Origin of the sequence: Streptomyces sp. NBC_01723, from assembly GCF_036246005.1 — a bacterium.
Taxonomy (GTDB): Bacteria; Actinomycetota; Actinomycetes; order Streptomycetales; family Streptomycetaceae; genus Streptomyces.
The window spans coordinates 7,601,461-7,615,471 of record NZ_CP109171.1 but is presented as its reverse complement, the minus strand read 5'-3'; the positions used below and the strand labels follow the sequence as shown (position 1 = coordinate 7,615,471).

General features: G+C 72.0%; 13 protein-coding genes. 1 reads left to right on the top strand and 12 read right to left on the bottom strand.

Annotated features, from left to right (window positions below; genetic code table 11):
* Positions 1-331 precede the first annotated feature (331 nt).
* Positions 332-1,129, top strand: coding sequence for a tyrosine-protein phosphatase (locus OIE75_RS35645; RefSeq protein WP_329473397.1), 798 nt, complete (start codon positions 332-334; stop codon positions 1,127-1,129).
* 28 nt (positions 1,130-1,157) lie between these two features.
* Here the strand turns inward: OIE75_RS35645 and OIE75_RS35640 are convergent, their stop codons facing one another.
* From OIE75_RS35640 to hpnD, 12 genes are all read right to left on the bottom strand, one after another.
* Positions 1,158-1,280 (bottom strand): DUF6126 family protein, encoded by a 123-nt coding sequence (locus OIE75_RS35640; RefSeq protein WP_307016389.1) that lies wholly within the window; start codon positions 1,278-1,280, stop codon positions 1,158-1,160.
* Positions 1,277-1,894 (bottom strand): helix-turn-helix domain-containing protein, encoded by a 618-nt coding sequence (locus OIE75_RS35635; protein ID WP_307018231.1) that lies wholly within the window; start codon positions 1,892-1,894, stop codon positions 1,277-1,279. The genes OIE75_RS35640 and OIE75_RS35635 overlap by 4 nt, the downstream gene beginning before the upstream one ends.
* Before the next feature lie 103 nt (positions 1,895-1,997).
* On the bottom strand, positions 1,998-3,383 hold the full coding sequence (locus OIE75_RS35630; RefSeq protein WP_307016388.1) for an aspartate aminotransferase family protein: 1,386 nt from the start codon (positions 3,381-3,383) through the stop codon (positions 1,998-2,000).
* Positions 3,384-5,312 carry a 1-deoxy-D-xylulose-5-phosphate synthase gene (dxs, locus tag OIE75_RS35625; RefSeq protein WP_329473396.1) on the bottom strand — a complete coding sequence of 643 codons (1,929 nt, stop codon included), beginning with the start codon at positions 5,310-5,312 and terminating at the stop codon, positions 3,384-3,386. It abuts the gene before it with no gap.
* Positions 5,313-5,340: 28 nt separating this feature from the next.
* Positions 5,341-6,495, bottom strand: coding sequence for a flavodoxin-dependent (E)-4-hydroxy-3-methylbut-2-enyl-diphosphate synthase (gene ispG, locus OIE75_RS35620; protein ID WP_329473395.1), 1,155 nt, complete (start codon positions 6,493-6,495; stop codon positions 5,341-5,343).
* A gap of 4 nt (positions 6,496-6,499) precedes the next feature.
* A complete protein-coding gene (hpnH, locus tag OIE75_RS35615) occupies positions 6,500-7,522 on the bottom strand; it encodes an adenosyl-hopene transferase HpnH (protein ID WP_073728153.1) in 1,023 nt (340 codons plus the stop codon).
* Positions 7,523-7,528: 6 nt separating this feature from the next.
* On the bottom strand, positions 7,529-8,173 hold the full coding sequence (locus OIE75_RS35610) for a phosphorylase family protein (RefSeq protein ID WP_161327271.1): 645 nt from the start codon (positions 8,171-8,173) through the stop codon (positions 7,529-7,531).
* Entirely contained in the window at positions 8,173-10,227 is a 2,055-nt protein-coding gene (gene shc, locus OIE75_RS35605; protein WP_329473394.1) for a squalene--hopene cyclase, read from the bottom strand. The genes OIE75_RS35610 and shc overlap by 1 nt, the downstream gene beginning before the upstream one ends.
* A gap of 116 nt (positions 10,228-10,343) precedes the next feature.
* Positions 10,344-11,480 (bottom strand): polyprenyl synthetase family protein, encoded by a 1,137-nt coding sequence (locus OIE75_RS35600; protein WP_307016382.1) that lies wholly within the window; start codon positions 11,478-11,480, stop codon positions 10,344-10,346.
* A complete protein-coding gene (gene hpnE, locus OIE75_RS35595) occupies positions 11,477-12,913 on the bottom strand; it encodes a hydroxysqualene dehydroxylase HpnE (protein WP_329473393.1) in 1,437 nt (478 codons plus the stop codon). Before hpnE ends, OIE75_RS35600 begins: the two co-directional genes overlap by 4 nt.
* The gene (locus tag OIE75_RS35590; protein ID WP_307016379.1) at positions 12,910-13,068 is read right to left on the bottom strand and encodes a DUF6380 family protein; all 159 of its coding nucleotides are present in this window, start codon (positions 13,066-13,068) and stop codon (positions 12,910-12,912) included. Before OIE75_RS35590 ends, hpnE begins: the two co-directional genes overlap by 4 nt.
* A complete protein-coding gene (gene hpnD / locus OIE75_RS35585) occupies positions 13,068-13,988 on the bottom strand; it encodes a presqualene diphosphate synthase HpnD (RefSeq protein WP_329474128.1) in 921 nt (306 codons plus the stop codon). Before hpnD ends, OIE75_RS35590 begins: the two co-directional genes overlap by 1 nt.
* Positions 13,989-14,011 lie beyond the last annotated feature (23 nt).

Below are 14,011 nucleotides of genomic sequence, written 5' to 3'. Positions count from 1 at the left end.
GAAGGTGTTCCGATTGATCCTTTACTGGTATATCCGGTCACACTCCGTCGATTCGGGGAATGGCGTTTCGAGTGAACGTCCTTGAAAACCGGCTTGATTACGTGAACATGACGGACGACGCACGGTTACGGATATGACGCTGCTCACGCGCCACTTCTCCACCCTTTCGCATTTCGGCGTCAGTTGGAATTAAGGCGTCAATTCGGACAGAAAGCCCGAGGCATCCCTTAATGCCCTGTGGACAACTCATCGGCGCAGACAGGGGATGCCGTATCGTCGAGGCGAGCCCGCCGCCGAGCAGCGTCGGCGGGGCGGAGTGGGAGGAGTCCCCGTGACGCAGCAGGTCCCGTCGACCGAACCCGAGCTGACCGGTGTGCGCAATTTCCGGGACGTCGGCGGACTGCCGGCCGTGGACGGGCGACGGGTGCGGCAGGGCGTGCTGTTCCGCAGCGGCCACCTGGCGCACGCCACCGGGGAGGACGCCGCCTTCCTGGCCACCCTCGGCCTGCACACCATCTTCGACTTCCGCAACGCGGCCGACCAGAAGCTGGAAGGCCCCGACGTCGAGCTGCCGGGCGTGCGCAATGTGAACCTGCCGCTGAGCGACCCGGCCGACGGCGCCGAGTTCTGGAAGATGGTCCGCGACGGCGACCTCCACCAGCTGCACGAGATCCTGGCCGACGGCAAGGGTGCCCAACGGATGATCGCGTCCTACCGCACGATCATCACGGAGCGCACGGCGGAGCACTCCCGGGTTCTGCACGCGCTCGCCGAGGACAGCGTCCCCGCCCTGATGCACTGCGCGGCCGGCAAGGACCGCGCGGGCCTGTCGATCGCGGTCACGCTGCTCGCGCTCGGCGTCGAGCGCGATGCCGTCCTCGACGACTACCTCAAGTCGAACGCGACGCACCGCCGCTACAAGGTGCGCCGCGGCAGCTCCGCCGCCTCGGCCTACTCCCCCGAGGTCATGGAGCTGCTCAGCCCCCTGTTCGACGCCCGCGCCGAGTACCTGGCGGCCGCCTTCGACACCGTCGAGGAGACCTGGGGCGGCGTCGACGCCTACCTGGAGCAGGGCCTGCACCTCACCCCGGCGACCCGGGAGCGGCTGCGCGAGCGGATGCTGGACTGATCCGGTACGGCACCGGTCCGCACGACCGCTAGCGGCCGGCGCCCACCTCGAAGAGCAGGTAGAGGAAGCCGCCGAAGACGTGTCCCAGGGCGATGTAGATGAGCAGCCGCACCCACAGGGCACGCGGGAACTTCTCCTCCATGGACGTCACGACATCTCCCCGGGGGTCGTCGGGCCGAGGCACAGCGTGGCCGTCGGGCTCTGCAGCAGGGTGTGGACGAAGAGCAGCTCGACCCCTTCTGGGTCCTGTGCGGCGATCCGGTGCGGGGTCAGCGAGTCGAAGTGGGCGCCGTCCCCCACGCCGAGCCGGTGCTCGGTGTCCCCGAGGCGCAGCCGCAGGCGGCCCCTGAGCACGTGCAGCCACTCCTCGCCGGGGTGCACCCGCACGATGTCGCCCTGGGAGCCGTACGGCACCTCGACGCGCAGGGCCTGCATGCCCCGGCCCGGCGCTCCCGCCCGCCGGTACGTCCAGCCGCCCGCGGCGGTGGGCTCCATCTCGGCGGCGCGGATCACCGCGTCCGGGTCCGCGGGCGCCTCCCCCAGCAGTCCGGCGACGGTCGTACCGTAGACGCGGGCGAGGGCGAGCAGCATCGGCAGCGAGGGCTGGCGCTGCCCGGTCTCCAGGCGGGAGAGGTGGGCGGGCGACAGTCCGGCCGCGCGGGCCGCCGCCTCCAGGGTCAGGGCGGCCCGCCGCCGCAGCTCACGCAGCTGGGGCGCGACGGCGGCGACCGCCCCGTCGGCCGGTCCGGTCTCGGAGGAGCTCAGGCTCATGGCTCCATTCAGCCCGAACTTTGCCCACCGGGCAAATTTGTTGCCTCTCAGGCAAAAACTCCGAGGCGAATGGGCCGCCGGGCGGCCACCGACGGACTCAGCGGTGCGCCACCGCCTGCTTGACCAGCGTCTTGCCGAAGTCCCACATCAGACCGCCGCCGTTGTGCGCGTCGTCCATCACCTCGGTGAAGGCGTCGACGAACCGGTCCACGTCCGCGGTGTCGATGATCAGGGGCGGGATCAGTTTGATCACCTCCAGGTGGTCGCCGGAGACCTGGGTGAGGATCCGGTGCCGCTGCAGCAGCGGCACCACCACCATCTGCGCGAAGAGGCCCTTCCGGGCGGCCTGGAGCATGGTCCAGCGGCTGCGCAGCTTCAGGGACCGCGGCCGGCCGAACTCGATGCCGATCATCAGCCCGCGGCCCCGGACGTCGGCGAGCAGCTCGTAGCGGTCCACCAGCGCCGCCAGCCGGGACTTCAGCCGCTCCCCCACCGCGGCGGCGTTCGCCACGATCTCCTCGTTCTCCATCACCGAGAGCACGGCGAGTCCGGCCGCCATGGCCTGCGCGTTGGACCCGAAGCTCGCCGAGTGGACCTGTACGCGGTCCATCGAGGAGTACACCTTCTGGAAGATCCAGTCCTTGCCCAGGGTGGCGCCCACCGGCACGTAGCCGCCGGACAGCGCCTTGGCCACGCAGACCAGGTCGGGCTCGACGCCGTCCTCGTGCTGGAAGGCGTAGAACTTCCCGGTCCTGCCCAGGCCCGTCTGCACCTCGTCGGCGATCAGCAGTGCCTTGTGCCGGTGCAGCAGGTCCTGCGCGGCCCGCAGGTAGCCGGGCGGGGCCTCGTGCACGCCCTTGCCCTGGATCGGCTCCACGACGAGCGCGGCCACGTCTCCCTGCCGCAGTTCGCGCGCCAGGGCGTCCAGGTCGCCGAGCGGGACCGCGGTGTCGGGCAGCAGCGGCGCGAAGCCCTTGCGGAAGCCGTCCTCGCCGTTGACGGAGAGCGAGCCGGTGGTCAGTCCGTGGAAGGCGTGGGTGCAGTACAGGATCCTCGGCCTGCCGGTCGCGTACCGGGCGAACTTCAGCGCGGTCTCCACCGCCTCGGTCCCGCTGTTGCCGAAGAAGACCCGGTCCAGGTGCGGGCTGTACGAGAGCAGCCGCTCGGCCAGGAGCCCGGGCAGCGGCGGACAGTCGAAGCGGGTCAGGTCGGCGAGCGAGGCATCCAGGACGTCGTGCAGCGCCTTGCGGACGACCGGGTGGTGGCGGCCCAGGCCCATCACCGCGAACCCGGCGAGCATGTCCAGGTAGTCGTTGCCGTCCGCGTCCCAGAAGTGCGCGCCCTCGGCCCGCTCGTAGACCTTGTCGAAGCCGATGGTGTGCAGCATGCGCGGCAGCTGGTGGTTGAGGTGCCTGGCGTGCAGCTCGTACCGCTCGGCCCCGCGCTCGGCCAAGAGCGCGGCGAGGTCGAACTCCTTGGTCATTCAGTTCTCTCCTTGCGCAGGCATGACGTTCCGTCCGTCCCCGGGGGTTTCCACCGCTCGCCGCCCGACGGCCAGGCTCGCGCTGATCCGGCCGGCGATGTCGACCGGGGTGAGGCCGATGTCCGCGAGCACCTCGGCGCGTTTGGCGTGGGCGAGGAACTGGTCGGGGACGCCGAAGCGGCGTACGGGCACGTCGGCCTCGGCGTCGCCGAGGGCCAGCGCCACCGCCGAACCGACCCCGGCCGCCCTGCTGTTGTCCTCGACGACGGCGACCAGGCGGTGCCGGGCGGCCAGTGGGGCCAGCTCCGGGTCGACGGGCTTGACCCAGCGCGGGTCGACGACGGTGCATCCGATGCCGCGCGCCTCGAGCAGTTCCGCGGCCCCGAGGCAGACGGGCGCCATCACACCGACGGCCACCAGCAGCACCTCGGGCCGGTCCGCGGCGTGCAGGACGTCCATGCCGCCGACCCGGCCCACGGCGGGGACGTCGGGGCCGACGGACTCCTTCGGGAAGCGCACCAGGGTCGGCGCGTCGTCGACGGCGACCGCCTCGCGCAGCTGGGCGCGCAACTGGCCGGCGTCGCGCGGGGCGGCGATGCGCAGCCCGGGGACGACCTGGAGGACGGACATGTCCCACATGCCGTTGTGCGAGGGCCCGTCGGTGCCGGTGACGCCGGCCCGGTCCAGGACGAAGGTGACCCCGCAGCGGTGCAGCGCCACGTCCATCAGCAGTTGGTCGAAGGCGCGGTTGAGGAAGGTGGCGTAGACGGCGACGACGGGGTGGAGTCCGCCCGTGGCGAGGCCGGCCGCGGACACGGCGGCGTGCTGTTCGGCGATGCCGACGTCCCAGACCCGGTCGGGGAACCGTTCGGCGAAGGGTGCCAGGCCGACCGGGTGCAGCATGGCCGCGGTGATCGCCACGACGTCGTCGCGCTCCGCTCCGATCCGCAGCATCTCCTCGCCGAACACGGAGGTCCAGGACGGCCCGCCCGCGGGGACGAGCGGTGCGCAGGTGAGCGGGTCCATCGCGCCGACGGTGTGGAAGTGGTCCTCCTCGTCGCGCAGGGCGGGTTCGTAGCCCCGGCCCTTCTCCGTGAGGCAGTGCACCAGCACCGGTCCGTGGAAGCGTTTCGCGCGCCGCAGCGCCGACTCGACGGCCCCGAGGTCGTGTCCGTCGATCGGGCCGAGGTACTTCAGCCCCAGGTCCTCGAAGAGTCCCTGCGGGGCGAAGGCGTCCTTGAACCCCTTCTTGGCGCCGTGCAGGGCCTCGTAGACGGTGTGGCCGACCACCGGGGTGCGGTGGAGCACGTCCTTGCCCCAGGCCAGCATCCGCTCGTAGCCGTCGGTGGTGCGCAGCGTCGCGAGGTGGTTGGCGAGGCCGCCGATGGTCGGGGCGTACGAGCGTTCGTTGTCGTTGACCACGACGACGAGCGGCCGGTCCCGGGCGGCCGCGATGTTGTTCAGGGCCTCCCAGGCCATGCCGCCGGTGAGCGCGCCGTCGCCGATGACGGCGACGACGTGGCCGCGCTCTCCGCGCACGTCGCGGGCCTTGGCGAGGCCGTCGGCCCAGCCGAGCACGGTGGAGGCGTGGCTGTTCTCGATGACGTCGTGCTCGGACTCCTCGCGGGACGGATAGCCGGACAGGCCGCCCTTGCCGCGCAGTTTCGAGAAGTCCTGACGCCCGGTCAGGAGCTTGTGTACGTAGCTCTGGTGGCCGGTGTCCCACAGGATGCGGTCGGCCGGCGACTCGAAGACCCGGTGCAGGGCGACGGTGAGTTCCACCACGCCCAGGTTGGGTCCGAGGTGACCGCCGGTGCGGGCGACCGCGTGCACCAGGAAGTCACGTATCTCGTCGGACAGTTCACCGAGTTCCGCCTCGGACAGCGCCTTCAGGTCGCGTGGTCCCCGGATGTTCTCCAGAATCGTCACGCTCGGGCCCCCTTCGGTCCGTGCTGTTTCAGCTCACGGTGACGGCCGGCTCCCCCGACGCGCCGTCCTTCTCCATCTGCTCGGCGATCCTCATCGCCTCCTCGATGAGGGTCTCCACGATCTTCGACTCGGGGACGGTCTTGACGACCTCGCCCTTGACGAAGATCTGCCCCTTGCCGTTGCCGGAGGCGACACCGAGGTCGGCCTCGCGGGCCTCGCCCGGTCCGTTGACGACGCAGCCCATCACGGCCACGCGCAGCGGCACCTCCATGCCGTCGAGCCCGGCGGTGACCTCCTCGGCCAGCTTGTACACGTCGACCTGGGCACGCCCGCACGAGGGGCAGGAGACGATCTCCAGCCGGCGTTCCCGCAGCCCCAGCGACTGGAGGATCTGGATGCCGACCTTGATCTCCTCGACCGGCGGGGCGGAGAGGGAGACGCGGATGGTGTCGCCGATGCCCTGGGAGAGCAGCGCGCCGAAGGCGACCGCCGACTTGATGGTGCCCTGGAAGGCTGGGCCGGCCTCGGTCACGCCGAGATGCAGCGGGTAGTCGCACTGGGCGGCCAGCTGGCGGTAGGCCTCGACCATCACGACCGGGTCGTTGTGCTTCACCGAGATCTTGATGTCGCGGAAGTCGTGCTCCTCGAAGAGCGAGGCCTCCCACAGCGCGGACTCGGCCAGCGCCTCCGGGGTCGCCCTGCCGTACTTCTGGAGCAGCCGGCGGTCCAGGGAGCCCGCGTTCACGCCGATGCGGATCGGGGTGCCGTGGTCCTTCGCGGCCTTGGCGATCTCGCGCACCTTGTCGTCGAACTGCTTGATGTTGCCCGGGTTGACGCGGACCGCCGCACAGCCCGCCTCGATCGCCGCGAACACGTACTTGGGCTGGAAGTGGATGTCGGCGATCACCGGGATCTGCGACTTCCGCGCGATCACCGGGAGCGCGTCCGCGTCGTCCTGGGTCGGGCAGGCCACCCGGACGATCTCGCAGCCGGACGCGGTCAGCTCGGCGATCTGCTGGAGCGTCGCGCCGATGTCCGACGTACGCGTCGTCGTCATCGACTGCACGGACACCGGGGCGCCGCCCCCGACGGCCACCGGCCCGACCTGGATCCGCCGCGACACGCGCCGCTCGGCGATCGGCCGGACCGGTACCTCGGGGACCCCGAGGGAGATGGCGGTCACGACGTCACTCCCGGTTCGAGGAGACGGTCTCGCGCATGGCGCGCAGGGACTCCTTGAGGGACCCCATGGTGGCCAGGACGGCGGTCGGCTCGTAGCCGCAGTGCGCCATGCAGTTGGCGCAGCGCGGGTCCTTGCCGCGGCCGTACTTGTCCCAGTCGGTCTCCTCGATCAGCTCCCGGTACGTGGGCACGTATCCGTCGCTCATCAGATAGCAGGGGCGCTGCCAGCCGAAGAGAGAGTAGTTCGGGATCGCCCAGGCGGTGCAGGGGAAGTCGACCTTGCCCTCCAGGAAGTCGAGGAACAGCGGCGAGTGGTTGAGCCGCCAGCGGGCCCGGTTGCCGCCCGAGAAGGCCTTCTTGAACAGCTCGCGGGTCTGCTCCACGCCCAGGAAGTGCTCCTGGTCGGGCGCCTTCTCGTAGGCGTAGGCGGGCGAGATCATCATCTCGTCGACCTTGAGGTCGTCGTTGAGGAAGTTCAGCACCTCGACGATGGTCTGCGGGGTGTCGGTGTTGAAGAAGGTCGAGTTGGTGGTGACCCGGAAGCCACGCCGCTTGGCCTCCTTGATGGCCTCCACGGCCTCGTCGAAGACGCCCTCCTTCGCCACGGACTCGTCGTGCCGCTCGCGCAGGCCGTCGATGTGGACCGCGAAGGCGAAGTAGGGAGAGGGCTTGAACTTGTCCATCTTCTTGCGCATGAGCAGTGCGTTGGTGCAGAGGAAGACGTACTTCCGCTTGGCCACCAACTGGCGCACGATCTCGTCGATCTGCGGGTGCATCAGGGGTTCGCCGCCGGCGATGGAGACCATCGGCGCTCCGGATTCGAGCACCGCCCCGACGGCCTGTGCGACCGGCATGCGCTGCTTGAGCACCCCGGCCGGGTGCTGGATCTTCCCGCACCCCTCGCACTTCAGGTTGCAGGCGAAGAGCGGCTCCAGTTCCACGATGAGCGGGAACTTGTCCCGTCGGCGGATCTTCTGTTCGGCCAGGTATGTAGCGACCTTGACGGACTGGCGCAGCGGCATGGCCATCTGGGCTCACCTCCGGGGGAGCAGCAAAGAACGGTGCCATTCGAAAAATGCGGGAAGAACGGATCGAAGAACGCGGAAGGCTGATATTCCTCCGCGCACGGTGCCGATCCGGACGAGTTCGTGTTCCGGAGCGTCCACGACCACACGAACGGCCGCAACGGGGCGCTCGCCCGCCCGTACGGCGCTCAGGAGCGTGGCCGCGGACTCCATGTCGACGGCGATGGCGCCGGTCGCGAGCAGGTCGGCGCGCTCGGGGCCGCGGACGACGTGGTCCGAGCCGGTCAGCGGCCCGGTGTGGACGGTGCGCCCCGGCACGGCTCGCGCGAGTTCCTTGACGAGCCGGTCGGTGCCGACGCACGCGACGGTGGAGCGCGGGTCCCGGGTCTCCTCGGCGACGACCAGGTCGCCGGGGTGCATGCCGGGGGCGAGTCCCGCGCAGAAGCCCGTGGCGAGCACGGCGGCGGAGCCGAGCGCCGGGTCGGCCAGGACCCGGGCGACCGAACGCTCGGCGGCCCGGGGGCCCATGCCGGTACGCAGGACGGTGACCGGCCCGCCCGCACCACCGCGGTCGCCGGTGCGCAGGGCGAGGTGCTCGATGCCGAGCGCGCAGGCGATCAGCAGCGGGGACGACGGGCCGGGCTGCGGGTTCATCAGCCGCCCTTCACCTCGGCCGTGGACGTGGCGTCCGCGGACCGCTCGGCCACGGGGGCCGGGCGTGGCTTCTCGGCGAAGGGCTCCCCGTGGACGTACCGGCCGAGCGCGGTGAGCGGGAAGACCTGGCGGTAGAGGTGGTAGTTGATGGAGAAGTCCCAGGGGAAGCCGGTGCCGGTGAAGTACGGCTCGTCCCAGGAGCCGTCCTCGCGCTGGGTGGCGGCGAGCCAGGCGGCGCCGCGTTCCACCGCGCCGGACTCCCGCTCCCCCGCCGCGAGCAGGGCCATCAGCGCCCACGCCGTCTGCGAGGCGGTCGAGGCGCCCCGGCCGCTCCACTCCTTGACGTACCGGTAGGAGCGCAGATCCTCGCCCCAGCCGCCGTCGTCGTTCTGGACGGACTCCAGCCAGGTCACCGCGCGGCGGATCGCCGGGTGCGAGGTGGGGACACCGGCCGCGGTGAGGGCGGGGACGACGGAGCCGGTGCCGTAGACGTAGTTGACGCCCCAGCGGCCGAACCACGAGCCGTCCTGCTCCTGTTCGGCGAGCAGCCACTGGATGCCGCGCCGGGTGCGCGGGTCGTGGGCGAGCCCCTCGACGGCGAGGCTCTCGACGACGTGCGCGGTGACGTCCGCCGACGGCGGGTCGATGACCTCGCCGAAGTCGCAGAACGGCAGCCGGTTGGGGAAGGGGCTGGTGTTGTCGACGTCGAACGCGCCCCAGGCGCCGTTCTTCGACTGCATGCCGAGGTTCCAGCGCACCCCGCGGCCGATGGCCTTCTCCACCCGTTCCGGGTCGTGGTGGCTCACGCGGCGCAGCGCGAGGACCACCTCGGCGGTGTCGTCGATGTCGGGGTAGTTGTCGTTGTGGAACTCGAAGGCCCAGCCGCCGGGCGGGAGGCCGGGCCGCTTCACCGACCAGTCGCCGGGGCGGACGATCTGCTCGCCGAGCATCCAGTCGGCGGCCTTCACCAACTGCGGGTGGTCGGCGGGCACCCCCGCGTCGGCGAGCGCGATGGTGGCCAGGCAGGTGTCCCACACCGGGGACTGGCAGGCCTCGATCATCCGGGCGCCGTCCTCGCGCCACACGGCGAAACGGTCCAGCGACTCCAGGCCGGCGCGCATCACGGGGTGTTCGAGGTCGTAGCCGAGCAGGTACAGGGCGATGACCGAGTACACGGCCGGCGGCTGGATGCCACCCCAGCAGCCGTCGTTCTCCTGGCGCTCGATGATCCAGCGGGCGGCGGTGTTCATGGCGGCCCGGCGCAGCCGGCGCGGGGCGACCTTGCGGTAGGCGTGCAGCGCCTTGTCGATGCGCTGGAAGGCGCCGTCCCAGCTCGCCGCCGGGGCCAGGGGCCGCGGGGGGTTGGGCAGGGCGGGGTCGGTGTGCAGTTCGTCCAGCGGGAAGGGGGCGGGACGCACCGGCCGCTTCGCCGAGACGATCGTGAGCGGCACGATGGTCTGCCGGGCCCAGCAGCCGAAGTCGTAGATGTTGAGCGGTACCCAGGTGGGGAAATAGATGAGTTCCGGCGGGAGCTCCGGCAGGTCGTCCCACTTCCACCAGCCGAACAGGGCGAGCCAGATCCGGGTGAAGACGCGGGAGGCCGCGATGCCGCCGCGGCCGCGGACCCACGCCGACGCCTTCGCCATGTGCGGCGCGTCGGGGACGTCGCCGGCCAGGCGGAGGGCGACGTAGGCCTCGATGGTGGCGGACAGGTCGCCGGGGCCGCCGTAGAAGGTGGCCCAGGCGCCGTCCTCGCGCTGCTCGCCGCGGATGAACAGGGCGGCGGCGCGGGTGGTCTCCTCGTCCTGGATGCCGAGGAACTGACGCAGCAGCAGGTCCTCGGCGTCCATCGTGACGTTGGTCTCGAGGTCGCCCTTCCACCAGCCCTGGGCGTCCTGCCGGGAGAGCAGGAAGTCCGTGGCGCGCCGGACGGCGCGGGCGGCGGCTTCTGGTACCCCGGCCGCCGCGGCGGGGACGGTGATGTCGGTTTCGCTGGCCGAGGGCGCGAGGGGCTTCAGGGCCGCCCCGGTGCTTCCGTCGGTCGTCGCTGTCATGGCTTCCCCTTCGTGCAGTGTGCATACGGTGCTCTGCTTGGGTCCGCCGTCGGCCGGTGCCTGTCCGTCGAGGACACCGGCCGGCGACTACGCGAGGGCTATTCGACCGATAGTGATCATCTCTTTCGTACGACGACGAAGTCGGCGAGCGCCGCGAACCTGTCCCGCACCCGCTCGGGCATGTCCACGGCGTCGAGGGCTTCGATGGCGATGGTGTGCTGGCGGCGCGCCTCGTCGGCGGTCCACTCGCGCCCGCCCGCCTCCTCGATGAGGGCGGCGCGGGCCGCGAACTCCTCCTCGGAGAAGTTCGCGAAGTCACTGGCCTTGGCGTCGGCCGCGAGGATCTCGCCGAGCCGTTCGGAGGCCGGGCCGCCCGCGGCGAGGGCGGCGACGACCGGGAGGGACTTCTTGCGCTGGCGCAGGTCGCTCCAGGTCTGCTTGCCGGTCGCCCCCGGGTCGCCCCAGATGCCGAGCAGGTCGTCGACGGCCTGGAAGGCGAGGCCCAGGTGATAGCCGTACTTCTCCAGGGTGTCCGCGGTGCGCTCGTCGGCGCCGCCGAGCACCGCGCCGATGGAGCTGGCGGAGGCGAGCAGGGCGCCGGTCTTGTTGCCCTCCATCTCCAGGCACTCCTCGACGCTGACGCGGTCGCGGTGCTCGTAGGAGATGTCCTGGGCCTGGCCGTCGATCAGGGCGCGGGTGGCGCTGGTGAGACGGCGGGTGGCGCGGCCGGCCTCGACGGTGCCCAGTTCGAGCAGCACCTCGTTGGCGAGGGCGAAGAGGGCGTCGCCGACCAGGATGGCCTGGGCGGGGCCGTGCACCTTCCAGACGGTGTCGCGGTGGCGGCGCTGCTCGTCGCCGTCCATCAGGTCGTCGTGCAGCAGGGAGAAGTTGTGCACCAGCTCCACGGCCACCGCGCCGGGCACGCCGACCTCGGGCGCGGCGCCGGTGACCTCGGCGGAGAGCACGGCGAGCGCGGGGCGTACGGCCTTGCCGCCGTCGCCGTCCGCGGGGTTGCCCTGGGCGTCGATCCAGCCGAAGTGGTAGGCGGCGACGGTGTCCATGGGAGGCGCGAGGCGGTCGACGGCCGCCCGCAGGACCGGCGTGGCCAGGGTCCGGCCGCGCTCCAGCAGCGCGGTCACGTCCACCGTGGTCCTCGGAGCGGCCTTCGGGCCGGGGGGCGCGGTGGGCACAGTCTTTCCTCCAGTTGCGGTACCGGGAGTGCGGGAGTCGGCCCCGCGCGGGTCGGCTCTCATGCCGCCTCCTCGAAGAAATCGGGAAGGAGTCCGCGGGACCGGCCCAGGGCGCCGAGAGCGGCGCCCGCCGCTCCGACACCGCTGCGAACCGCACTCTCCATGGTCGCGGGCCACCCGGTGGCGGTCCACGCTCCGGCCAGGTAGAGGCCGGGTGCCTTGGTGCGGGCGCCGGGCCGGAGGCGGCCGACGCCGGGGGCGGGGGCGAACGTGGCGGTGCGCTCCCTGGTCACGAAGAAGTCCTTCACCCCGGCACCGCGGCTGCGCGGCAGCAGCCGCTCCAGTTCGGGCAGGTACCGCTCGCGCAACGTGGCCACGGGCTCGTCGATCTCGTCCTGCGCGGTCGACTGCGACAGCGCCAGGTACTGACCCTCCTTCAGCCCGGAGGCCTCGGTACGGTCGAACACCCACTGCACCGGGGTGCCGAGCGCCGTGAGGAACGGCGTGGCGAGCACCTTGCGGTCGTAGATCACGTGGATGTTGAGGATCGGCGCGGTGCCGATCTCCAGCAGGTTCTCCGGGGCGTCGAGGGCGCCGTCCGGCAGCAGGTCGTGCGCCTCGCGCTGCGGTACGGCGAGGACAACGGCGTCGGCGTCGAGCGTCTCGTCGGGAACCTGAACGCTCCAGCCGCCGTTCTCCTTCGCCCGGAGGGAGGTGACGCGGGTACGGACCTCGGTGCGCACGCCCGCGGCGTCGAGCGCCCTGCGGGCCAGCCGGTCGTGCAGTTCGCCCAGCGGGACGCGGGCCCAGCCGATGTCGGCCGCGCCCGGGTCGGACAGCAGACCGGTCTTGAACACCATCGCGGCGAGCCCCAGTGAGGCGTCCCCCGCCACCGCGTTGAGGGTGGCGACCCCGACCAGGTCCCACAGGGCCTCGACGGCCCGCGCCGACTGACCGTGCGCGGCCAGCCAGCTGCCGAAGTCCTGGGTGTCCAGGGCCGGATCGGCGAGGTCGAGCCCCTTGAGCGCGAGCGCGGCCCGCCCGACGGCGGCGCGCTCGGCGAGCGAGAGATGGGGGTACGTCGCGAGGCTGCGCCCCAGGTGCAGGGGGACGGGCAGCGCGTCGCGGCGCAGTCTGCCGAGCCGGCGTCCCTCCGGCCTCGCCACGTCGAGGACGGGCACGTCGAGGCGGTCCTGCACCGGAGCGAGCGCGGTGCCGCCGATGCGGTCGAGGAACCAGCGGTAGGCGGTGCAGCAGCGCAGGTAGACGTGCTGGCCGTTGTCGACGGTGAGGTCGCCGCGCCGGAAGGAGAAGGCGAGCCCGCCCAGGCGGGGCCGCCCTTCGAGCAGGGTGACGCGCACGCCGGCGTCGGCGAGCGCGAGCGCGGAGGTCACCCCGGCGAGGCCGCCGCCGACCACCACGGCGTGCGCGCCGGGACGGAGGGCGGTGACGTCCGCGACCTGCCCCCCGTCACGCGTGCCGTTGGCGTGCGTCATCGTGCGCCCTTCCCTGTCCGGTCGCCGCGGTGTTTGAACGGCGTACGGCCGACCGTCTCAGTCAGGGACGCCGACCGCCACCGGAGGGTTGCCCACCGGTGCACGGCGGTGGTCCGGTCAGGGGCCGGCGTGTCGCGTGTGCCGGGTGTGTCCATCAGGCGCGCCTCCTGACGGCCCGGCGGGTGACGTGCCGGGTGTCCAGTCCGGACAGGCCGCGCACGGCGACGTACGCCTTTTCGCGGCCGGGGAGCGAGACGCGGCCGCGCAGCACGGCCTCCGGGTCGCGCTCGATGCGGTCGAGGAGCCGGCGGTAGATGCCGGCCATGGCGGCCACGCAGGCCCCGCTGCGCCGGTCGAGCAGGGGGAGCAGCCGGTAGCCCTCGGCGAACAGGGCTCGGGCCCGGCGCACCTCGAAGTGCACGAGGCCCGTGAAGTCGGAGCCCGCGGGGGACGTCGGCCCGTTGAACCCGGCCGAGCAGCCGAACTTGGCGAGGTCGTCGGCGGGCAGGTAGGTCCGTCCGCCCTCGGCGTCCTCGCGGACGTCCCGCAGGATGTTGGTGAGCTGGAGTGCGAGGCCGAGCGTGTCGGCGTACTCGGGCGCGCGGTCGGCTCCGTGCGCCCCCGGCTCGGTGCCGAACACGCCCAGGGAGAGGCGTCCGATGGCGCCCGCGACACAGCGGCAGTAGGTCCGCAGGTCGTCCCAGGTCTCGTAGGTCTCGCCGCGTACGTCCATCTGGACGCCGTCGATCAGTTCGTCGAGGCCGCCGAGCGGGATCGGGAAGGCCCGCGCGGCGTGGGCGAGGGCGACGGCGACCGGGTCGGTGTCGTCCTCGTCGACCGCGCCGTCGTGGATCCGGGCGAGCACCGACCGGGTCTCGTCCAGTCGGGCGACCTTGACGTCGTCCGCCAGCGCACCGTCGCCGATGTCGTCGACGCGGCGCGAGAACGCGTACAGCGCCGACATGGCCCGTCGCTTCGGCGTGGGCAGCAGCCGGATGCCGTAGGCGAAGTTGCGTGCCTGCTGGCCGGTGACGGCCTCGCAGTAGCTGTAGGCGGCGAGCACCGGCGCCGGCATGTTCGCTGACGGGTCCACGGTCC